20 protein-coding genes are annotated in these 21370 nt (G+C 71.9%); 12 read left to right on the plus strand and 8 right to left on the minus strand.

Translation table 11 applies throughout. The features are described 5' to 3' along the window. Positions 1–5: 5 nt before the first annotated feature. The 5 genes from KBX71_RS09870 (at position 6) to KBX71_RS09890 (ending at position 3861) form a co-directional block, all read left to right on the plus strand. Positions 6–254 carry a DivIVA domain-containing protein gene (locus KBX71_RS09870; RefSeq protein WP_210817809.1) on the plus strand — a complete coding sequence of 83 codons (249 nt, stop codon included), beginning with the start codon at positions 6–8 and terminating at the stop codon, positions 252–254. Further along, entirely contained in the window at positions 242–547 is a 306-nt protein-coding gene (locus KBX71_RS09875) for a hypothetical protein (protein WP_307847027.1), read from the plus strand. Before KBX71_RS09870 ends, KBX71_RS09875 begins: the two co-directional genes overlap by 13 nt. Further along, the gene (locus KBX71_RS09880; RefSeq protein WP_210817666.1) at positions 522–2078 is read left to right on the plus strand and encodes a plasmid pRiA4b ORF-3 family protein; all 1557 of its coding nucleotides are present in this window, start codon (positions 522–524) and stop codon (positions 2076–2078) included. Before KBX71_RS09875 ends, KBX71_RS09880 begins: the two co-directional genes overlap by 26 nt. Next, entirely contained in the window at positions 2075–3118 is a 1044-nt protein-coding gene (locus tag KBX71_RS09885; protein WP_210817667.1) for a virulence RhuM family protein, read from the plus strand. Before KBX71_RS09880 ends, KBX71_RS09885 begins: the two co-directional genes overlap by 4 nt. A gap of 134 nt (positions 3119–3252) precedes the next feature. Further along, a complete protein-coding gene (locus KBX71_RS09890; RefSeq protein WP_210817668.1) occupies positions 3253–3861 on the plus strand; it encodes a DUF4232 domain-containing protein in 609 nt (202 codons plus the stop codon). On the opposite strand, the gene KBX71_RS09895 is transcribed toward KBX71_RS09890, so the two are convergent. Both KBX71_RS09895 and KBX71_RS09900 read right to left on the minus strand, forming a co-directional pair. Continuing rightward, on the minus strand, positions 3851–4717 hold the full coding sequence (locus KBX71_RS09895) for an ABC transporter permease (protein ID WP_124815188.1): 867 nt from the start codon (positions 4715–4717) through the stop codon (positions 3851–3853). The genes KBX71_RS09890 and KBX71_RS09895 overlap by 11 nt on opposite strands. Further along, positions 4717–7581 (minus strand): alpha/beta fold hydrolase, encoded by a 2865-nt coding sequence (locus KBX71_RS09900; RefSeq protein ID WP_210817669.1) that lies wholly within the window; start codon positions 7579–7581, stop codon positions 4717–4719. Before KBX71_RS09900 ends, KBX71_RS09895 begins: the two co-directional genes overlap by 1 nt. Before the next feature lie 372 nt (positions 7582–7953). On the opposite strand from KBX71_RS09900, the gene KBX71_RS09905 reads away from it, so the two are divergent. Genes KBX71_RS09905 through KBX71_RS09935 form a run of 7 tightly spaced genes read left to right on the plus strand, consistent with a single transcriptional unit; the run spans position 7954 to position 16232 of the window. Then, positions 7954–9132 carry a hypothetical protein gene (locus KBX71_RS09905; protein ID WP_210817670.1) on the plus strand — a complete coding sequence of 393 codons (1179 nt, stop codon included), beginning with the start codon at positions 7954–7956 and terminating at the stop codon, positions 9130–9132. Next, positions 9119–11743, plus strand: coding sequence for a sensor histidine kinase (locus KBX71_RS09910; protein ID WP_210817671.1), 2625 nt, complete (start codon positions 9119–9121; stop codon positions 11741–11743). Before KBX71_RS09905 ends, KBX71_RS09910 begins: the two co-directional genes overlap by 14 nt. Next, positions 11740–12213, plus strand: a complete 474-nt coding sequence (locus KBX71_RS09915) for a roadblock/LC7 domain-containing protein (protein WP_124816260.1) — start codon at positions 11740–11742, stop codon at positions 12211–12213. The genes KBX71_RS09910 and KBX71_RS09915 overlap by 4 nt, the downstream gene beginning before the upstream one ends. After that, on the plus strand, positions 12210–12692 hold the full coding sequence (locus KBX71_RS09920) for a DUF742 domain-containing protein (RefSeq protein WP_210817672.1): 483 nt from the start codon (positions 12210–12212) through the stop codon (positions 12690–12692). The genes KBX71_RS09915 and KBX71_RS09920 overlap by 4 nt, the downstream gene beginning before the upstream one ends. Beyond that, a complete protein-coding gene (locus KBX71_RS09925; protein WP_210817673.1) occupies positions 12670–13440 on the plus strand; it encodes an ATP/GTP-binding protein in 771 nt (256 codons plus the stop codon). The genes KBX71_RS09920 and KBX71_RS09925 overlap by 23 nt, the downstream gene beginning before the upstream one ends. Before the next feature lie 38 nt (positions 13441–13478). Continuing rightward, complete coding sequence (locus KBX71_RS09930) at positions 13479–13991, plus strand: hypothetical protein (protein ID WP_210817674.1); 513 nt, start codon at positions 13479–13481, stop codon at positions 13989–13991. A gap of 36 nt (positions 13992–14027) precedes the next feature. Continuing rightward, positions 14028–16232 carry an AAA family ATPase gene (locus tag KBX71_RS09935; RefSeq protein WP_210817675.1) on the plus strand — a complete coding sequence of 735 codons (2205 nt, stop codon included), beginning with the start codon at positions 14028–14030 and terminating at the stop codon, positions 16230–16232. A 5-nt stretch (positions 16233–16237) separates the two neighbouring features. On the opposite strand, the gene KBX71_RS09940 is transcribed toward KBX71_RS09935, so the two are convergent. The 6 genes from KBX71_RS09940 to KBX71_RS09965 all read right to left on the minus strand — a co-directional run bounded on the left by KBX71_RS09940 (position 16238) and on the right by KBX71_RS09965 (position 21285). Beyond that, the gene (locus KBX71_RS09940; protein ID WP_210817676.1) at positions 16238–16747 is read right to left on the minus strand and encodes a GNAT family N-acetyltransferase; all 510 of its coding nucleotides are present in this window, start codon (positions 16745–16747) and stop codon (positions 16238–16240) included. A gap of 140 nt (positions 16748–16887) precedes the next feature. Further along, a complete protein-coding gene (locus tag KBX71_RS09945; protein WP_210817677.1) occupies positions 16888–17721 on the minus strand; it encodes a hypothetical protein in 834 nt (277 codons plus the stop codon). Positions 17722–17842: 121 nt separating this feature from the next. After that, positions 17843–18244 carry a DUF3263 domain-containing protein gene (locus KBX71_RS09950; protein ID WP_210817678.1) on the minus strand — a complete coding sequence of 134 codons (402 nt, stop codon included), beginning with the start codon at positions 18242–18244 and terminating at the stop codon, positions 17843–17845. Positions 18245–18354: 110 nt separating this feature from the next. Next, on the minus strand, positions 18355–19371 hold the full coding sequence (locus KBX71_RS09955; RefSeq protein ID WP_210817679.1) for an ABC transporter permease subunit: 1017 nt from the start codon (positions 19369–19371) through the stop codon (positions 18355–18357). After that, positions 19368–20378: an ABC transporter ATP-binding protein gene (locus KBX71_RS09960; RefSeq protein ID WP_256442005.1), complete on the minus strand. Its 1011-nt coding sequence runs from the start codon at positions 20376–20378 to the stop codon at positions 19368–19370. Before KBX71_RS09960 ends, KBX71_RS09955 begins: the two co-directional genes overlap by 4 nt. A 121-nt stretch (positions 20379–20499) precedes the next feature. Beyond that, complete coding sequence (locus tag KBX71_RS09965) at positions 20500–21285, minus strand: DeoR/GlpR family DNA-binding transcription regulator (protein WP_091403015.1); 786 nt, start codon at positions 21283–21285, stop codon at positions 20500–20502. Positions 21286–21370 lie beyond the last annotated feature (85 nt).

A 21370-nucleotide genomic window follows, 5' to 3' on the forward strand; every position in this document is an offset into this window, starting at 1 on the left:
AGACCATGCGGCGCCTGGTCCCCCAGCACGTCCGCGCCACCACCTTCGACGCCCGCCGGTGGCGCGGCCTCGACCCCACCCAGGTGTACGCCTACCTCGACCTACTCGCCGACGAACTGGAACGACTTGCCCGTGATCTCACCACCGCCAACATCGAGGGTGAACGCATCCGGCAGGCCCTGCGGCAGTGGCAGTCGCGGCATACCGACTGCCGCCACACCTCGACGGCACCTAACAGCCGGTGGTCCCGGTGACCGAACCGCACTGGATCATCCACCTGCCGACCACCCTGCGCCGGGTCGACGAAGTGGCGGCGCTGGCCATGGCGCTACGCCACTCCCTCGGCCACGTGCTCGCCATCGACTTCGGCGAGACGACGCTGAGCGAGGAAGATCGCCAGTTCGTGCGTACCCGAGTCTGGTGCGACCATCGCTTACCCGGCGGCGGCCGCTGCACCCTGCCCACCGACCACCCCGGCGCGTTGTGTGAAGCCGGCCCGACAGCCGTGAAAACATGCTCGGATGAGCCCCGAGAGCCGCCGCCGTAAGCGCGCCAAGTCCAGTCGGTCGGGCCAGCAGGTCGTACGTCGCACCCGGCCCACCGAGGTGGATCAGTGCCACTGCCCGGCGTGCTCGGATGCTGACTTCGACCCGCAGCACTTCATCGGCGACCTGGTCGCCGAGGGCGCCGACCTGATCAAGACGGATGATCCCGTCGAGGCCGAGTTGTTTGCCGCGACGTTCCTGTCCGCCGGTGACCTTGCCGGTGAAGGCTTCGCCGAGGCGCTCAACGAGGGCCTACTGCCGGCCGTCGCCGAGATCGGTACACCGGAAGCGCTCGCGGTGCTGATCGCGATCGATGCGGTCCGGGAGGGCACCGTCGCCGCGGCCGCCGCCCAGCGTCTGGTGGACGCGGGCGTGCCAACGCCGAGTTGGGCCAGCGAGTTGCGTCAGCCCGTGCAGGTCGGCCCATGTCGACGGTTCGCCGACCCGGCGGGCAGCGCGGCCATGCTCGTCTGCGCGTTCGAGCGGGCCGGGCGCTCGTACGGGTTCGTCGTCCACGTCGACCACCTCGACTGTGACGCGGCGGCCAACATCGTGCTCTTTCCGGCCGACGCCCTGAACGAGGTTGTCAACACCATCCAGCAGAACGGCCTGCGTGCCGGTGTGACGATCGTCGAGGAGTTGTTGGAGCCGGCCGAGTTTCGGTGGCAGGTCGAACGGGCTCTCGACGCCCGCGCGGACCACGACCAGGAACGTGACCCCTCAGAGTTCGACGACGAGTTCGAGGACGAGGACGGGCCGGGCTACCACATGCTGGCGGTGCTGCTGCGGGCCTGGATCCGTACGCTGCCCGAGCCGACGCGCCCACCGGCCCCGCACGACACCCACTCCCGTCAGCCCACCCTCGAGCTGCTGGAGATGATCAGCCAGATAACTGGGCAGGCACAGCAGATCCAAACCCGCGCGGGACGGCGTACCGCCGGGCGGAAGCTGCCGGCGAAGCGGAAGAAGTCCGGCCCAGCCGCGCCCATCTACCAGCTCAAGGTGGGGCTGCGGGAGGCGAAGCCCCCGATCTGGCGCCGGCTGGAACTGCCCGCCGACATCAGCCTGGCCGACCTGCACGACATCATCCAGGTGGCCTTCGGCTGGGACGACTCCCACCTGCACGTCTTCGAGACCCCATACGGCGACTTCGGGGTCGCCGACCGGGAGCTGGGCTACCGCGCCGAAGCCCCGGTGACCCTGGAACAGGTCGCGCCCGCCGTCGGTGACCGGCTGAGGTACACGTACGACTTTGGCGACAACTGGGCACACGACATCGTCGTGGAGAAGGTGTTGCCTCGCCAGCCCATCGCGTACCCACGATGCACCGGCGGTCGGCGGGCGGCCCCGCCGGACGACTGCGGCGGCATCTGGGGCTACGCCGAACTGGTCGAGGTGTTGAGCGATCCCGGCCACCCCGAGCACGGCGACCGGCTGGACTGGCTCGGACTGGCCTCGGCCGCCGACTTCCAGCCCGCCCGGTTCGACGCCACGGAGATAACCCGAGCCCTGACCGAAGGAAGCCGCGGGTGACCGACCCTACCGGCGAGCTGATCCTCTACCGCGCCGACGACGGCGGCTCGGTCGTCCAGTTACGGGCAGCCAAGGGGACGGTCTGGCTGACACAGGCGCAGATGGCGGAGCTGTACGGGACCTCGGTCCCCAACATCGTGCAGATCATGGGCCGCGTGCTGGCCGACGAGGAGGTGACCGAGGCAACTGTTAACTCTGAGTTAGTAGTTCGGGCCGAGGGCGGTCGGCAGGTGCGGCGCGAGATCAAGGTCTACAACTTGGACATGATCCTGGCCGTCGGCTACCGGGTGACCACGCCCCGCGCCGTGCAGTTCCGGCAATGGGCGACGACAGTCCTGTCGGAGTACCTGGTCAAGGGCTTCGCCATGCAGGACGAGCGACTCAAGGACATCGCGGCGGCGGACTACTTCGACGAACTGCTGGAACGTATCCGCGACATCCGCGCGTCGGAGAAGCGCTTCTACCAGAAGGTCCGCGACATCTTCGCCACCACCAGCGCCGACTACTCCGGAGGCAGTGACACCGCCAAGACGTTCTTCGCCACCATTCAGAACAAGCTGCTCTACGCCGTCACCGGTCAAACCGCAGGCGAGCTGCTGGTGAAGCGGGCCGATGCGGAGTCGCCGACCATGGGTTTGATCACCTGGCGCGGCCAGCAGGTCCGCAAGGCGGACGTGACTGTCTCCAAGAACTATCTGACTGCGGACGAGATCATCGAGTTGAACCGCCTCACGACAATGTTCCTCGACTTCGCCGAAGATCGGGCGCGGCGCCGACAGCAGATTTTGATGGCGGAATGGGTCCAGCGCGCCGACGCGTTCCTGACCTTCAACGAACGGCAGGTGTTGGACGGGGCTGGTGGGATATCGGCGGTGGCCGCTGAGGCGCGCGTCGGGCAGGTGTACGCCGAATATGACCATCGGCGCCGCGCTGTGCAGGCTGAGGAGGCACGCCAGCAGGAGGAGCAGGACCTCGCCGAGCTTTTGGAGTTCGAACGGCGCGACAGCCGCAGCGACGGCCCGCCAGACGGCGTTGCGTGACCCGGCGAGCGATGTCGTAAACGAATCAGCTCTAAAGGCGCGCCGGGCGAGGTCCCCCACCAGTTCGCGTGGCGGCGCAGTGAGCCGGCGGGGCCGGGCGGCGGTGTGCTGCCCAGGTGGGCGAGGATCAACGGATGATCTCGCGCGACACGGCAGCACGGCGACGCATCACCGCGACGGTCGCGATGGCTCTCGTGCTTGGCGGCTGCACCCGTGACCATCGCGGCCAGTCCGGCGACCCGAGCGGACCGCCCCCCGCGTCCAACCCGACTGCGGGCACCGAGCCGCCGGCGGAGTGCCCGGCCAGCGGCGTTCGGATCCGGTCGACCGGCGGGGACGCCGCGATGGGCCTGCGCGCCCTCGGCCTGGAGTTGGTCAACTGCGGCGAGCGCCCCTACCAGCTCAACGGATACCCGGTGCTGCACGTGTTCGACGAGGAGCGCGAGCCGATCATGCTGCGGGTGGTAAACGGCGCCAAGGAGATCACCTTGGGCTTCGACCATCCACCCCGGCAGGTCACCCTCGCCGCCGGGGAGCGGGCCACCGCCGTGGTGCTCTGGCGCAACCTGGTCACCGACTCGACAGTGGTGGCCACCAACGGCGAGTTCCTGACGGTGGCGCCCGCCGCCGGGCAGCCGGCCGAGGAGGTCGACCCGGATGGGCCGATCGACCTCGGCAACACCGGCCGGATCGGCGTCAGCGCCTGGAAGAAGGCAGACCCGTCCACCCCACCTACGACGTGATGTCCTTGCGGGTGAAGCGCCAGAACGCCAAGCCCCAGAACAGTGTCGCGTAGCTGATCGCCGAGATGCAGCCGCGCACCACGTCGTCGGTCTGCACCGGAGTGGACAACAGGCCCAGCCAGGCGGTGCTGAAGTGGGTGGGCAGGAAGTCGCGCAGCGCGCCCAGGGCGGTGATCTGGTCCAGGATGCTGGACAGGATCCAGAGCAGAACCGCGCCACCGACCGCGCCCAGTGCGGCGTCCGTGATCACCGACAGCAGGAACGCCAGGCCGGCCACCACCAGCAGTACGACCGCCAGGTAGCCCAGCACGGCCAGCAACCGGAGCAGCCCCTCGGTGGGTTCCAGCTCGGCGGCGACAGTGCTGCGCAGCGGCGACCAGCCGTAGCGCAGGGTGCCGGCCAGCAACGCGGTGCCGGCCAACAGCAGCAGGGCCAGTCCCGAGTACGCGAGCGCGACCACCAGCTTCACAGTCAACAACCGCGCCCGGGGCACCGGGATCGCCAGCAGATACCGCAGGCTGCCCCAGCTCGCCTCGCTGGCCACCGTGTCGCCGCAGAACAGTGCGACGACCACCACCAGCAGGAACGACGCCGACACGAAGATCGAGAACAGGGTGAAGTTGAGCCCGCCGGAGGTGGCCAGGTCGACAAGGCTGGCGAACTCGTTGTTGCCGTTGTCGTCGTCGCCACCGGAGTTGAACTGGAACGCGATCAGGATGATCAGCGGCAGCAACACCATGAACCCGAGCGCCAACTGGGTTCGCCGTCGGGACGCCTGTCGACGGAACTCCGCCGCGAACGGCATGGTGGCCGACGGCCGGTAGCCACGGGCCTCCCCCGCGTCAGTAACAACCATCACCGGTCACCGCTTCCCCGAGAGTTCTCGCCCACCAGGGCGAGGAACGCGTCCTCCAGGCGCCGCCGAGGCACCACCCGGTCCACCCCGATGCCGGCGCGCACCAGCTCGGCCACCACCTCGCTGCGGGCCGTGCCGTTGGTGTCGACCACCAGTTGGCCGTCGCTCTCCGGCAACACGCGAACCCCGTGCAGCCGGTCCAGCACCGCCCGCGCCGCCACCGGGTCGCTGACGTCGAAGAGCACGCTCGGCGACTCGCCCACGATTTCCTCCACCGGCCCGGACGCCACGATCCGGCCCTTGTTCACCACCACCGCGTGCGTACACGTCTGCTCCACCTCGGCCAGCAGGTGACTGGAGACCAGCACCGCTCTTCCGTCCGTGGCGTACCGCTGGAGCACCCGGCGCATCTCGGCGATCTGCGGCGGGTCGAGCCCGTCGGTCGGCTCGTCCAAGACCAGCAGCTCGGGGAGGCCGAGCATGGCCTGGGCAATGGCGAGACGCTGGCGCATGCCGTGGCTGTAATTCTTGATCCTCCGGTGCACGGAGTCGCCCAGCCCGGCGATCTCCAGCGCCGCGTCGAACTGGGCGTCCTCCCACGGCCGTCCGGTGGCCCGCCAGTACGCCTTCAGGTTGTCCAGACCCGACAGGTGCGGCAGGAAACCCGGCCCCTCCACGAGCGCCCCGATCCGGGACAGCACCGGCGAGCCGGGCACCAGCCGACGACCGAAGACGTAGATCTCCCCGGCGGTCGGCTGGGTCAACCCCATCAGCACACGCAGGGTGGTGGTCTTGCCGGCGCCGTTCGGCCCGAGTAGACCCACGACCTGACCCGGGTGCACCTCGAAGTCCACGTTCGACACCGCGACGAAGCCGTCCGCGTACTCCTTGCGCAGCGCGCGCACGGCCAGCGGGGTGTCCGCGTACTCCGGATGCACCGACCGGTCCTGGCGGCGGTGCCGGCGGCGGACCAGGGCGACGACCACGACGAGCCCGATCACGATGGCGGCGAGCAGGCCGGCGAGCACCCAGCGCCAGATCGTCGCCGCGGTGGGGATCGGCTCGCCGTTGACAGTGGGCAGGCTGACCGCGCCGTCCGCGGCCACCGTGTAGACGGTCGGCTCGACGGGTGTGGTGTACGCCTGGTCGGAGGTGGCCACCACCAGCCGCAGCCGGTGCCCGGCCTCCACCCGGCGGACGATCCCGGGCAGCGTCACGGTGACCGGGCGGGCGTCCTGCACCTGCCGCGGTAGGCCGGTGAGCCGGATCGGGGCGACCAGGCCGTTCGGCAGTGTTGCCGCGCCGTCCGGGTCGACGTCGTAGAGCTTGACGAAGAGCACCGCCTCGCCGGTCGGTGACGCGGCGCGCACTGTGACTGTGGGCGCACCGGCCACGTCGACCGCCTCGGTCAGCGGGGTCGACTCGAACTGGGCGTGCTGGCCGGGCACGTCACCGGCCACGCCGTCCAGCAGCGAGGCGAGCCCGCCCGCGAACGGGATCGAGGAGATGGCGGCCGGGTTGCCGTTCGGCGGGTTCGCGATCGGCTGCGCCGGGCCGGCGACCGTCACCTCCCGGCGGGCGTTGCCGGTGAGGCCCGGGTAGTCGGCGCGGCGGAAGCCGGTGGCGACGAGACCCCGGTCGAGCGCATCGAAGCCGGCGATCCGCGACCAGGTGAAGTCGTCGCCGGGCGCGTCGCCCTCGCCCTTGACGTAGTGGTCGAGCCACTGGACGGTCAGGAACTTCACCCGGTCCTCGTCGGAGCGGGGTCCACTGCCGCCGTCGTGCCCGCCGGTGAACCAGGCGACGCGTACCGGGGTGCCGGTGGCGGCGATGCCGCGCGCGTTCGCGTCCGCCTCGCCGAGCGGGAAGAGCGTGTCGGCCTCGCCCTGCACCAGCAGGGTGGGTGCCTTGATCCGGTCCAGCACACCGGCCGGGCTGGAGCGGCGCAGCAGGTCCACGGCGGCCTGATCCCCGCGCCCGGTGGTGGCGATCCGGAGGTACGCGGCACACACGTCGGCGGCGAACCGGCCGCAGGACGGGTCGGCGGCACCGGCCGGGGCGCCACCGGGACCGCTGCCCGGGCCGGCGCCCGGGCCGGGGCTGGGCGGGCCGGCCGACGCCGGTGCGCCCTGCGGCTGGGCGGCGGTCGCACCGGAGAGCCCGGCCGGGCCGGAGCCCACGTTGCCGCCGCCGCCGAAGAAGAGACCGGCCCAACCCTTCTTGAACACGCCCTCGGTCGGCGCTCCGCCGGTGCTCTCCGGCAGGAACGCGCGGGACAGGTCGTTCCAAGTGATCATGGGCACGATCGCGTCTACCCGACGGTCCTGGGCGGCGAGCAACAACGCCAACCCACCGCCATACGAGCCGCCGACCACACCGACCTTCGGGTCGCCGGCAGCGTCGGTGCGCACCTCCGGCCGCGCGGCCAGCCAGTCCAGCAGCCGCTCCGCGTCGCGTACCTCGTAGTCCGGGTTGTCCAGGTGGATCTCGCCGCCGCTGCGGCCGAAGCCCCGGGCGGTCCAGGTGAGCACCGCGTAGCCGCGCCCGGCGAACTCCTCAGCGTCGGAACGCACCGACTCCTTCGTGCCGCCGAACCCGTGCGCCAGCAGCACCGCCGGCACCTTCCGACCGGACGAGGCGTCTCCCGGCAGATAGAGGGTGGTGTCCAGGTCCACCGGCTGGTCGCCGGATGGTCCGGAGCGGACGGTGAGCATCGCGCTCTCGGTGCGTACGCCCGGTCCCTGTGGCCACACCGCCCAGGTCACGGCGGCGGCCAACAGCACGACGACCACCGCGGCGGCGGTCGCGCGGCGGCGGGTGGGCAGGGCACGCCGGAACCACGCGGCCGGCGACGGCGATGTCATGCGGCACACGGTACGGCCCGCAGCCTGAGCGTTGGCTGAGATCCGCCGTACGTCCGTCCGGTTGCCCCGATCGGTGCGCAGTGGGGTGCGAGCGCGCAACGTCCGACGCGGCGCAGTGAGTTGAGTTCGGATCCCGTGAATTCCGATCTTCCTCGGATATCCACCTCGATCCCTCCATGTCACACCCACAGACGACACAGAGCGTGCCGGTAACGAGGACAAATGGTGACATGGCTCGAAGTGACGCGAACCTGACTCGCCGAGTGAGGTCTGACCAGTGGAGGGTTCGATTAGTTTTCCGGTCCGGTGCACGGGACTTGTCGGCTAGTCCGACGCCGCGCCGATCCGCGCCCCACGCCGGAGGAGACACACATGACAGTCCCCGCGCCGCGGGCCCGTCGACGGCCGTCCACGCTGGGCCGACTGCTGCCCCTGCTGCTCATTGGAGCACTGCTGGCGCCGTTGGGCCTGCTCGTCACGACGAACTGGCGGCAGATCACCGACGACCGGGACCTCGCCGCCCGAGAACGGCTCGGCGTGCAGTACCTCAAGGCGCTGGCGGCGGTCACCGACGCCCTCGTGGAGGCCCAGTCCGCTGCGGTAAACGCTCGCCCGGTCCCCCGCGAAGCGCTCAACCAGGCGGTCGAAGTGGCCGCGGAGGTCGACGCCCGCATCGGCGGTGAGCTGCTCACCCAGGAACGCTGGGCCGGCGTACGAGCCAAGCTGGAGGCGTTGCGCGGCCGTAGCGCCGCCGACCCTCTGTCCGCCTACACGGCGTACGGGGAGGTCTCCGACCTGCTGCTGGCCCTGCACCGGAAGGTCCGGGAAAGCTCCGGGCTGGTCCGCGACCCGGAAGCCGACTCGTTCTTCCTGCAGGACAGCGTCGGCCAGGAACTCCCCGAGGCAGTGGTAGCCGCCGGCCGGCTCGGCGACCTCGGCACGCTGGTCGCCCGCCGGCCGGCCGCCGAGCAGCCCCGCGGCCTGCTGGAGCTGACCGGCCTGCGGGTGGCCGCCCTGGGCCCCGCCGCCGACCTCGTCGACAACCTGCGCTCAGCCGTGGACGGCTCGGAGAGCACCGACCTCGGTGCCAACGTGCTGACCCCGCTGGACACCTACCAGCGGTCGGTGGAGGCACTTGCCGCGTACTCCGCGCCGCGCCCGGACACCGGCAAAGTGGACCCCGGCCAGTTGGGCGCCGCCGCGCTCAACGCGCACCGCGCTGCCCGCCAGCTCCAACCGGTCATCCTCGCCGAGCTGGACGCGCTGCTGGTCGAGCGCATCGATGGCCTCGACCGGGACCGCTGGCTGACCGTCGGGGCCGGAGTCGTCACCGCGCTGCTGCTGGGCTGGCTCTCCGCGCTGCTGATCGCCGCCCGGCGCCGGGCCCGGCGCCGGGCCGCGCAGGCCGCGACCCACACGGAGAGCCCCGATACCCCGCTGCCCCTCGACCCCTGGCAACCGCCGGCCGGCGAGCCGAGGACTCTGCAACCGGCCGGGACGGTTCGTGAGCCGGAGACCGCACAGTGGGGGGCTTTCGATGCTGCTCGGTAGGCTCCGGATCCGCGGCAAGCTCGCGTTGCTCGTGGTGATCCCGCTGCTCAGCATGGTCGGCCTGGCCGTGCCGGTGATGCTCGACCGGGTGGCCGCGGCACAGCGGGCCGGCGACACCGCCGAACGGGTACGGTTCGCCAGCCGGGTTGGCAGCCTGGTCCAGGACCTCCAACAGGAACGCATCCTCTCCGTCGGCTTCCTGCTCGGCCGGGTCGAACGGAGTGAGCTGGTCCGCAAGTCCGCCGACGTGGACGACCGGGTGGCCGACCTACGGGCGGCGCGCAGCGACGCGTTGACCGACCAGGTCGACCAGGCCCTCGACGGCGTGTCCAACCTCGTCGACCTGCGGACGGCCGTCCTGGCCCGATCCGCCAACCCGGGCCAGGTGATGGATGCGTTCGGCCCGGTCAACAAGGGGATCATCGAGTCACTGCGGCTGGTGTTCGGGGTGGACACCGACACGTTGCCGGGCCGGCAGGTGCTCGCCCTCGACGGGCTGCTGCGCGCCGACGAGGGCCTGGGCGCCTGCGCCACCCTGAGCCTGCTGGTCAAGGCGGTCGGCACCCCGGACACCACCGCCGGGTACGTGGCGTGCATCGCCGCGCTCATGGTCGACAACTCGCGCTTCCGCAGCCTGATCACACCCGAGCAGCTCACGGTCGCCGAACTCAACGACGCCGCCGTGGCCGCGCGTACCAGCCCCGACTTCCTGGTCCGCAGCGCCCGGGACCCGGCCGCCGCGGTCCGTGACGTGCCGATGGAGGCGCTCTTCCCGGCCGTCCGCACGATGATCCGGCTCGGTCAGTTCGTCGAGAAGAAGCTGGTCGCCGACGTGCTCGCCGAGGTGACGGCTGAGCAGCGGCGCGCGCTGACCGCCGCGTACCTGGTCGGTGCCGTGACGGCGTTGATCCTGACGCTTGTGGTGGTGCTCAGCGTGGCGGTGGCCCGGACGGTGGCCCGGCCGCTGACCCGACTGACCCGTTCGGCCGACCGGGTCGCCCGGGTCGCCGAGGCGGAGCTGGTCCGGGTCACCGACGACGAGGCGGAGAAACCTCAAGCGGTCCGGCTGGAGCCGGTGGACATCCGCGCCAAGGACGAGATCGGCGACCTGGCGCGGGCCTTCGACCGGGTGCAGAACACCGCGGCGCGGTTGGTCGAGCGGCAGGTCGCCGGCCGGCGCAACGTGGCGCAGATGTTCGGCCACGTCGGGCGGCGTACCCAGAACCTGGTGGGTCGGCAGATCGCGCTGATCGACCGGCTGGAGCAGCAGGAGGCCGACCCCGGCCGCTTGGAGCACCTGTACCGACTCGACCACATCTCCAGCCGGTTGCGGCGTAACGCCGGCAGCCTCGTGGTGCTCTCCGGCTCGGCCGGGGCCGATGCGCACACCGCGCCGGTGCCGTTGGCCGACGTGGTCCGGTTGGCGCTCGGTGAGATCGAGGACTACACCCGGGTGGAGGTGCAGGTGCCGGCGGGCGTCTCGGCCGCGCCGGCGGTGGTCGGTGACCTCGTCCTGGCGCTGGCCGAGCTGATGGAGAACGCCACAGTCTTCTCCCCGCCGCACACCCGGGTGCTGGTGGCCGCCGAGACGTCCGGCCTCGGTGCGCGGCTCACCGTCGTGGACCACGGCATCGGCATGAGCGAGCAACGGCTGGCCGAGGAGAACGCCCGGTTGACCCGCCGGGAACGACTCGACCTGGCCCCGACCGAGGTGCTCGGTCTCTTCGTGGTGGGCCGGTTGGCCCGTCGGCACGGCTGGCAGGTTGCCCTGGCCGCCACCGGCGGCGGTGGGGTGACCGCACAGCTGGAGATCCCGTCGGGCTCGCTGGTGCTGCGCCGCGCCGACCGCCCCGGGGCTGCCGTGGCCCGCGCCTCGGTGCCGGATCGGGACCGGCGTACGACGGTGGCGACGCTCGACCCCGAGCACGACGCGCGGCCCCGCGCGACGGCAGTTTCCGCCGTGCCGGCCCGCTTCGACTCGGACCTGCTCAGCCGGGCCACCCGCAGCCTGGACGCCGGCCCGTCCTGGAACGCGTTCGGTCAGGACCAGCCGGAGCCGGCCGTTGCCGAACCCCAGAGCCCGGAACCGGCGGGCAAGCCGGCCGGGCCACGGGTGCGGCAGCGGGTGCCCGGGGCCACTCTGCACGCCACCGCCGCGACGACCCGGCCGGTGGACGCCACCGGCGCTGACCCCGCCGCCGCCCGCGCGCTGGTCGAAGCCTTCCAGGCCGGTGTACGCCGCGCCGAACTGCACGTGGCACCGGGCCTCGGTGGTACGTCGGCGCGGACGGCCAGCGACCCGTCGGCCAGCGCCGGGACGGCCGTGGTGGACCCGGGCACGACCGTCGACCTGCCCAGCACGCCGGGAGGCGCCGGCCCCACGGTGCCGCTTGATGGCGGCTCGGCCGATGCCGCGCCGGGACGGCCCCGATTGAGCCGACGGGTACCGGGGGCGAACCTCACCGCCATCCCGGCCTGCCAACCGCCCAGTACGCATCTCGGTGACCCGTCCGAGGTCCGCGACCTCATCAACGAGTTCGAGGCGGGCGTCGCCCGCGCTCTCCGCGAAGTCAGCCCCGACCACCGGAACGAAGAAGGATCATCACGGTGACCAGCCCCTTCCTGCACGACAATGTCGACCAGAGTCAGCCCAGCGCCACTGGGGACCTCAGCCCGGAGGCCCGTACGTTCAACTGGCTGCTGGACTCCTTCACCTCCAGCACCGCAGGAGTCCTGGAGGCGATCGCGGTCTCCTCGGACGGTCTGCTGATGGCCATGTCGGCGATCAAGGATCGGTCCAACGCGGAGCGGTTGGCCGCCGTCGTGTCCGGGATGACGAGCCTCGCCGGTGGGGCCGCCAGTTGGTACGCGCTCGGCGGCCTGAACCGGGTGATCGTCGACATGGCCGACGGCTACCTGCTGATCAGCGCGATCAGCAGCGGTTCCGTGCTCGGGGTGGTCGCCGACCGTTCGGCGAACCTGGGCACCGTCGCGTACGAGATGACGCTCTTCGCCGGACGGGCCGGTGGCGCCCTGACCCCGCGACTGATCGTCGAGTTGAAGAACGCCGTTCAGCAGTGACCCCCGACGTCGCCGGCGAGGATCCGGATCCGGATCCCAGGGTTCGGATCCGCCCGTACCTGCGCACGTCACCCCCGACCGGGGACGGCGCGGCGGCGACACCGGCGCTGCCGGAGCCGGACGGGGACCAGCCGGCCGGTCCCCGTCCGTTCGTGCTCACCTCGGGGCGGGTGGCGGGCGCCGACCCGGCGATCGGGCTGGAGACCCAGGTGACCGCCCGCACGGACAGCGGCTGGTGGGCCGGCTCACCCGGTGCCCTGCTGGCACCGGAACTTCAGACGATCATCGCGCTCTGCGCGGAGCCGATCTCGGTGGCCGAGATCTCGGCCCGCGCCCGACTGCATTTCGGCGTGACGCGGGTCCTGGTCGGCGACCTACGGGCCGCCGGGCACCTGGACGTGCACGTCACCGACACCGACGACTCTGTCGACCCCGATCTCATCCTGCGAGTGATTGATGGACTCCGTGCGATCTCCTGAATGGCCGGCCGCCCCGCTCGGCGGGGTCGCCGCGAACAGCGCCGCCGCCCGTTACGGCATGTCCCCGGGCACCGGGCCGATTGTCGGTCGGGCCGGCCCACCGCCGACCGCGCCGCAGGCCGCACCGCCGCCGTACCGGCCCTCGTCCGGGACGGGGTCGGTGTCGCCGCCTGCCGGTAAGCCGGCCGCACCGCCGATCCCGGTCAAGATCCTGGTCGCCGGTGGGTTCGGGGTGGGCAAGACCACCACAGTGGGTGCGATCTCCGAGATCGCGCCCCTGACCACCGAGGCCGAGATGACCACGGCCGGGATCGGCGTGGACGACCCGGGTGCCCGGTCCACCAAGACCACCACCACGGTGGCGATGGATTTCGGCTGCGTGACGATCGACCGCAGCCTGAAGCTCTACCTGTTCGGCACGCCGGGGCAGACCCGGTTCGGTTTCATGTGGGACGACCTGGCCCGGGGAGCGCTCGGCGCGCTGGTGGTGGTGGACAGCGCGCGGTTGGACGACTGTTTCCCGGCCATCGACTTCTTCGAGCGGGCCGGGTTGCCGTTCGTCGTCGGGGTCAACGCCTTCGACGGGCGACTGGCCCTGGAGCTGGGCGAGATCCGCTGGGCCCTGGCCATCGGCGATCATGTACCCCTGGTGCAGTTCGATGCCCGCGACCGGCTCTCGGTGCGGGATGCCCTACTGGTCGTCCTGGACCGCGCGCTGGACCGCGCTACCCGGGACAGGAGGGCCTGAGCCAACCAGCTCCGGCCGTGGCGGGAAGAGGTGATCTGGTGAGGGGCGACCTGGACGAGACGCTGGCCCGGCTGGCCCGACGTGAGGAGGCGTCGCGCCGTCGGGCCACCGACCGTGACGACACCACCGCACCGTCGAGCCCGCCCGGCCTCGACAGCGGGACCCGCGACACCCGGTCCGGCCGGCACGACCCGCGGCACGCCGGGGTGGAGGCGCCGGGCGACGTGGCGGGATGGGGGCCGGTCGAGGAGGTGGCCGAGGCGGTCCGCCAGGTCGTCGGCGCCTACCCCGGGCTGGCGGTGACCGTGCAGGTGGAACACGCCGGGCGGACGTACCCGATGCGGGTCTCCTGGGACGGGCCCGCCGTCACGGTCGGGCCGGTGCCCCCGCCGACCCCTGTGGAACCCCCGCCGGCCTGGCCGCTCTCCGGCCGCACGGTGCCCGCCTGGGGGCCCGGCCCGGACGGGTTGACTCCGGACCCGGCGGCCCGGTTGGCCGAGCTGATCCGACGCGACCCGACGCTCCTGGACGAGCTGGATCCGCGTCGCTGACCGGCGGGGCTGGCTGCCGGCGGCTACGGTCGGGCAGTGGCGCAACCCGACCTGACCCTGACGGCGAGCCTGCGGCCGGCGGCGCTGGACGCCCGACGGGGCATCGTGCGCCTGCACCCGGAGGCGCTTACCGCGTTGGGGCTGCGCCCCGGCGACCCGGTCCGCCTCGCCGGCCGCCGCGAGACGGCCGGGATCGCGGCGGCGGCCGGGCCGGGCGCGAGCAGCGCCCTGCTGTACGCCGACGACCTGACGTTGGGCAACCTGGGTCTGCGCGACGGCGGTCAGGTGCGGGTGAGTCCGGTGCCGTTGGTGCCGGCGAGCCGGGTCGTCCTGGCCGGGCCGGTGGGGGTCGTCGCGGCGGTCAGCCCGGAGATGCTGCGGCTCGCCCTGCTGGGCAAGGTGCTCACCGCCGGTGACGACGTGTCGCTGCTGCCGCAGGACGTGCTGCCGGACGCCTCGGTCCGCAGCCTGGTCGAGGCGGCGCGACGCAGCCTCGCCAACACCGTCGGTTTCGCCTGGACCAGCACCCTACTCACAGTGGTCACTGTCGAGCCGGCGGCTGGTGCCCTGGTCACCATGGGCACGGTGATCGGTTGGGAGCACGGCGCGACCACCCACGGCGGGCCCGCCCCGGTCGGCACCACGCTGGGTACGAGCGCCGACCCGGTGCCGGTCGAGGACGCGCCCGACGTGGACGAACTGCCCGGGCTGCGGGCCCAGGCCGAGGAGCTGACCGAACTGCTGGACCTCGGCTTCCACCACCGGGAGGTGTTGGGCCGGCTCGGCACCACCATCTCGTTGGGGGTGTTGCTCGTCGGCCCGGCGGGTTCCGGGAAGTCGGCGCTGGTCCGGGCGGTGGCCGCCCGGGTCGGTGCCCGCGTTCACCCGCTCTGGGCGCCGGAGGTGGCCGCGCTGACCAGTCAGGCCGCCGCCGAGCGGTTGCGCGTCGCGGCGACGGCGGCCCGAGCCGGCGGGCCGGCGGTGCTGCTGGTCACCGACGTCGAGGCGCTCGCACCCGCTGACGATCCCGGCCCGGTGGCGACGGTGTTCCGTCAGGTGCTCGCGGAGAGCATCCGCGCCGGCGTCGCCGTGGTCTGCACCACCGGTCGGTCCGAGGCGGTCGACCCCGCACTGCGCGCGCCCGACCTGCTGTCGCTGCGGATCAGCGTCCCGCTTCCGGATCAGGCGTTGCGCCGCGAACAGCTCACCGTACTGACCCGGCAGGTGCCGTTGGCCGACGACGTCCGGCTGGACGACGTGGCCGCGCGTACCCCCGGGTTCGTCGCGGCGGACCTGGCCGCACTGGTCCGGGAGGCCGGGGTACGCGCGGCACTGCGGCAGAAGTCCGCGGAGACACCAACGGTGTCGATGGCCGACTTCACCGCCGCCCGGGAGGTGGTCCGGCCCACCACGATGGCGTCGTCCACCCTGGATCTGGCCTCGGTGACGCTGGACGACGTGGGCGGCCTGGACGAGGTCAAGCAGACGCTCACCGAGTCGGTGTTGTGGCCGCTGACCTACCCGGACACCTTCGCCCGGCTCGGCGTGCAGCCGCCGCGCGGCGTTCTGCTCTACGGGCCACCGGGCTGCGGCAAGACCTACCTGGTCACCGCGCTGGCCGGGTCGGGGCGGGCCAACGTGCTGTCGGTCAAGGGCGCCGAACTGCTCTCCAAGTGGGTGGGTGAGAGCGAACGCGCGGTCCGTGAGCTGTTCCGTCGGGCCCGGGAGGCGTCCCCCACCCTGATCTTCCTGGACGAGGTGGACGCGCTGGCACCGGTACGTGGCCAGGCCACCGACGGTGGCACCACGGACCGGGTGGTCGCCGCCCTGCTCACCGAACTGGACGGGATCGAGACGCTGCGCAACGTGGTGGTGGTCGGCGCGACGAACCGGCCGGACCTTGTCGACCCGGCACTGCTGCGGCCGGGCCGGTTGGAGCGGCTGGTCTACGTGCCACCGCCGGACGGGCCCGCCCGCGCGGAGATCCTGCGGGCCTCGTCCCGACAGGTGCCGTTGGCGCCGGACGTCGACCTGTCCGCCCTCGGCGACGAGCTGACCGGCTTCTCCGCCGCGGACTGCGCGGCGCTGGTCCGCGAGGCGGCGCTGGCCGCGATGCGGGAGTCGCTCGCCGCCGCGACGGTCACCGCCGAGCACGTGTCGACCGCACGGGCCCGGGTACGCCCGTCGCTGGACCCGGCCCAGGTCGCCGCCCTGGCCGCGTACGCCGCCAACCGGGAGTGAGCACTTTACAGCGCCGGCGGCGTCGAATCGAGGCAGATCTCGGCGCGTACCTTGCCGTCGTCCTCGCGCAGCTTCGCGCCGCACTTGCGCAGGACCGATACCGCGCCGATGTTGTCCGGGGTCGTCTCGGCGACCACCGCCCGCATACCCGCCCGAGCCGCGGCGTTCAGCAGCTCCCGCAGGGCGGCCGCGCCGATCCCCTGCCCCCGTGCCGATCGGCCGAGCCACATTCCGGTCTCCACCGTGCCGGGCTCGTCGCAGCGCGTCATCCGCACCATGCCCATCACTTCACCACCGACGAGGATGGCGTACATCTGCGAACCGGTCCGGCCGTGCAGCCCACCGAAGCTCGCCCGGTGGAATTCGCGGAACGCCTCGCGGCGGGCGAGCGACCAGCCGGCGGGCGCCTCGACCGGGGGCATGACATCACCCGGTTCCGCCTCCGCAGCCGCTACGGAGAGCAACGGCTCCAGGTTCCGCTCGTCCACCGGCTCCAGCCGGACCGCACCCGCCACGTGCCGCAGTCTGCCGCCCTCATCGGCCGAAGTCCACCCCATTGGCCATCCACTGGCGGTCCGGACAGCGGTACCGGCCGGTCGGGCGGCCCGGGTGTTCTGCATCACGCTCTGTTGTCACCCGACCGGGTGTCGAACGCTCAAACCGCCGACACGAACTCGCAGAACACCACCGATGCATCGTCGGTGGACTTGTGCCGGCGAAGTCGGTCGGGGTGGTCGCGCTCGGCGTCCCGCACCCGGTCGATCAACGCACCCGGACCGTCGGCGCCCAGCAGGTCCAGCAGACCGGCCCAGTCGGTCAGCGCGAACTGCTCCACCGCGCTGGACGCGCCGTCACTGAGCAACGCCGCCCGCCGGAGCGCCCCCGGACCGTGCCGGGGCGCGGTCCCGGTCACCGCGTGGAAGGCCGCGTCCGGGTCGGAAGCCGCCACCCAGTAGCCGTGGGTGCGGTTCATCCGCTCCCGCTGCACGCTCACGGCGTGCCGGAACCGGGTGACCGGGTCCGCCGCGCCGCCCGGCACGATGGCCACCGTCTCCCGCAGCTCGGCCATCGCCGTGTCCAGCCGGTTGTCGGTGACCACGCTGACCTGCCCGCCGGCGTCGAGGACCAGTGGGCTGTCGCAGAGCACCAGGTAGTCCACCTGGTCGCCGCAGTCCCGCAGGAGGCAGACCGTGCTGGACGGGGTGCCCGGATGGTCGAGGTCGCACTGCCCGCCGTGGTCGGCGCGCACCGCGAGGATGGCCGCGGCCAGGTTGCTTGTCAGCCGGGCGGCCGGGCGTACCGCCTCGGCGACGCCGATACGGGCGGCCAGGTGCCGGACGTACCACTCGGGCCCGTGCACGCAGCCGGTATCGAAGCCGTCCGGCACCGTCGCGCCGTCCAGGACACCGACCAACGGGCCGAACCGGAAGACCAGATCCTCGTTGACCGGCCGGCCCGGGGCCGGCGCGGACGCGGAGCGTACCCGCATCACGGGCGTTCCTCCGTCGGATTGCTGCCCGTCATAGCCTGCCTCCTCCGTCGCCTCCGGCGAGGCGCGCTCCCCGCGTACCCCTTGGGTTCGGCTACATTCCTGCCCCGGCCGGTAGCGGTCAGCGGCGGCGGTTGCGGGCGCGCGACGAGCGCAACCGGCGGAGTCGACTGATCAGCACGGGGTCGGCGGCGAGTGCGGCCGGATTGTCCAGCAGACCGTTGAGCAACTGGTAGTACCGGGTCGACGAGATCCCGAAGGTGTCCCGGACGGCCTGCTCCTTGGCGCCGGCGTGCCGCCACCACTGCTGCTCGAAGGCGAGGATGGCCCGCTCCCGCTCGGTCAGCCCCGGCGCGGGATCAGCGGGCTGCGTCGACTCGTCCGCCGGCGACGCAGAGTCGTCGGTCTCGATGGGCGGCGCCGGTCGGGGACTCGGGACTGTCGGCCCGGCGGCACCCGCGCCCTCACCCGGACGAGCGTCGATGGACGGCTCGGGGGCGGCCGGGGTGGTGTCGGCGGACATGTCGCTCAGCCTAGCCAGCGGCGACCAGGGACGCAGCAAGCGGCGCGGCCGGTCCGCACCGCCGGGAACCCCGACGGCCGGGCCGGCCGCGCCGCGTCACTCCGGTCAGGTCAGGTGATGTCGCGGCGACGCATCGCCCAGAGCGCCGCCCCGAGGATCACCACCACCCCGACCGAGAGCAGGACGGAGGACTGCTGCCAGGTGATGTCCATCGTGGCCGGCTTGCACTCCCCGCTGAAGGTCGCGTTGCAGGAGTTCCAGTCCTGCAACGTGACCGTCTTCGTCATCCAGGCCAGCGCGTACGTGGGCAGCAGCCAGGCCTCGGCGAACCGCACGCCCGCCATGGACAGCAGGATGCCCAGGCCGAACTGGCCGACCACCATCACCGCCACCACGCCACCGAGGGCCATCGCGGTGTGCCGACCGAGCGAGGCGAGGGCGAAGCCGATTGTGGTGAGCACCAACACCAGCACCACGCCGCGTACACCGGTCAGCATGAACGACTGCCAGACCCCCGAGGTCATCTTCTCGGTGCTGCCCCGGAAGTTGGCGACCGCCCAGAACCCGGCAAACCACAGCACCGCGGCCGGAAGCGTCACCGCCAGGATGCCGGTGAGCAGCGCCGCCAGCTTGGTGAGCAGTACGGTGAGCCGCTTCGGCCGCCAGAGCAGCAGGTTCATCATGCCGCCGGTGCTCCACTCGGCGCCGACGAAGGACGCGCCGATGACGAACCCGACCAGGGCGAGGATCGCCGCGAACGGGATCAGGGTCTCGTCGAACGTCTCCTTGAAGTCGAACGTCGAGGGCAGGAACCACTGTGCCTCGATCTGGTCCCGCGACGGCGGCGTGATCATCGAGCAGTCGTCGGGGTAGCGATCATTGTTCGCCGTGCCGGCGGTCTTGGCCTGCTCGCACTCGGCGCGCGCCTGCTCGCTCCAGCGCACCTGCTCCTGGTACTGCTGGTCGGCCTTACGCTCGGCCTTGGCGTACTGGCCGGCATCGATCTTCTGGTTGGTGAAGAACACCCCTACCACCACCGCGGCCAGCACCAGCAGGCCGAGCAGTGTCATGTAACGGGTGAAACGCCGCTTGCTGAGCCGACGCAGCTCGGTACGAAAGAGGCTCACGCGCCCCACCCTCCCCCGGCGGGACCGGGCTGACCCGTCCCGCCGACCTTCATGGACTCGTCGACCTGCCGGTGCTGACCGGGTACCGGCGCGGTGGCGGTCAGTTCGAGGAAGACGCTCTCCAGATCGACGGCGATCGGCGCCAACTCACTGACGTAGAGGTTCTTCTCGGCGAGCAGCCGGGTCACCGACGCCGGCTTGTCGACGCCGGCCAGCATCAGGTGGTCCGGGTGACCGGTGACCCGGATCCCGGCCTGGGTGAGCGCCTCGGTGGCCACCGGCAGGTCGCTGACTGCCTCCAGCCGGATCCGGACCGCACCGGACGAGTGCTGGGCGAGCACCTCGTCGACCGGGCCGAACGCGACCCGCCGGCCCAGCGAGATGATGGTGACCGAGTCGCAGATCAGTTGGATCTCACCGAGGATGTGGCTGGACAGCACCACTGTCATTCCGGACTCGGCGAGCGTCCGCATCAGCGTGCGCATCTCCCGGATGCCGCCCGGGTCGAGGCCGTTGGCCGGCTCGTCGAGGATGAGCAGCTTCGGGTTCTTCAGCAGGGCCGAGGCCACGGCGAGCCGCTGCTTCATGCCCAACGAGTACGTCTTGACCCGCTCGCCGGACCGGTCGCGCAACCCGACGAGTTCCAACACCTCGTCAACCCGGGCCTGTGGCACCTCGCCCGCCCCCGCGAGCAGGGACAGCGTGTCCCGGGCCGTGAAGTGCGGGAAGAACTGCGGGCTCTCCACGATCGCGCCGACCTGGCCGGTGACAGCGGGCAGCGCGTCGGGAACTTCGTGCCCGAGCAGCGCCATCCGGCCACCGTCGGGTCGGATCAGTCCGAGCAGGGTACGCAGCGTGGTGGTCTTGCCGGACCCGTTGGGACCCAGGAAGCCGTGCACCTGCCCCGCGTTGACCTGCATGTCGAAGCCGTCGAGCGCGTTGCGGGTGCCGCGTCGACGACTCTTGTACGTCTTACGTAGACCTTCGATCTCCAGGACAGCTGGCAAGCTGCACCTCCCCCGATGGGTGGGCGTGACAGCCGACACCATACGCGGTATGCAGGAGCGCGCAATACGCGGTATGCACCGACGCGCCGAACAGGCTAATTCATCGACGGAGCGTGACCGTTCAGGCGCAGATGACCTGTACGCCGGCAGCGCGGAACGCGTCCACCACCTCCGGCGCGGCACCGGAGTCGGTCACCAGCGTCTCCACCCGCTCGACTGGGCAGATCCGGGCGAAGGCGTGACCCCCCAGCTTGGACGAGTCAGCGATGATCACCACGCGCTTGGCGCGGGCCACCATCAGGTTGTTCATCGCCGCCTCCCCCTCGTGGTGGGCGGCGGCGCCGAGCTGTGGGTCGATCGCGTCCACACCGAGCAGGGCGACGTCCAGGGTGACCTCGCGCAGCAGCGCCCCGCCCAGCGGGCCGACCAGCTCGAACGACTTCGGGCGCACCACTCCGCCGGCCACCACGACCTTCATCCGGGATCGGACCAGCAGCTCGTTGGCGATGTTCAGCGCGTTTGTCACCACTGTGAGCTGGGCGCCCTCGGCGCTGGTGTTCAGATCCGGTCGCACGGCGAGCGCCCTCGCCACCTCGGTGCTGGTGGTGCCGCCGTTCAGGCCGACCACTGTGCCCGGCGTGACGAGCGCCGCGGCGGCCGCCCCGATCCGCTGCTTCTCGGCCGAGTGCTTGGCCGTCTTGTAGCGCAGTGGCAGGTCGTACGACACACCGTTGGCGACCGCGCCGCCCCGGGTCCTCGTGATCATCTGCTGCTGGGCGAGCTGGTCGAAGTCACGCCGGATGGTGGCCTGGGAGACGTCCAGCCGCTCGGCTGCCGCCTCGACGCTGACCCGGCCGTTGTCGGTCAGCATTTCGAGCAGGGCGTTCCATCTGGCGTACCGGTCCACTGCGGGGGCCCTCCCAGCAACTGCACGGACGGTGATTGATTGCGTGCACACTAGTGCGCGAAACTAGGCTTGCGCAAAAGACTGA

The sequence above is a fragment of the Micromonospora sp. D93 genome, from assembly GCF_018070365.1.
Classification (GTDB): Bacteria; Actinomycetota; Actinomycetes; order Mycobacteriales; family Micromonosporaceae; genus Micromonospora; species Micromonospora ureilytica.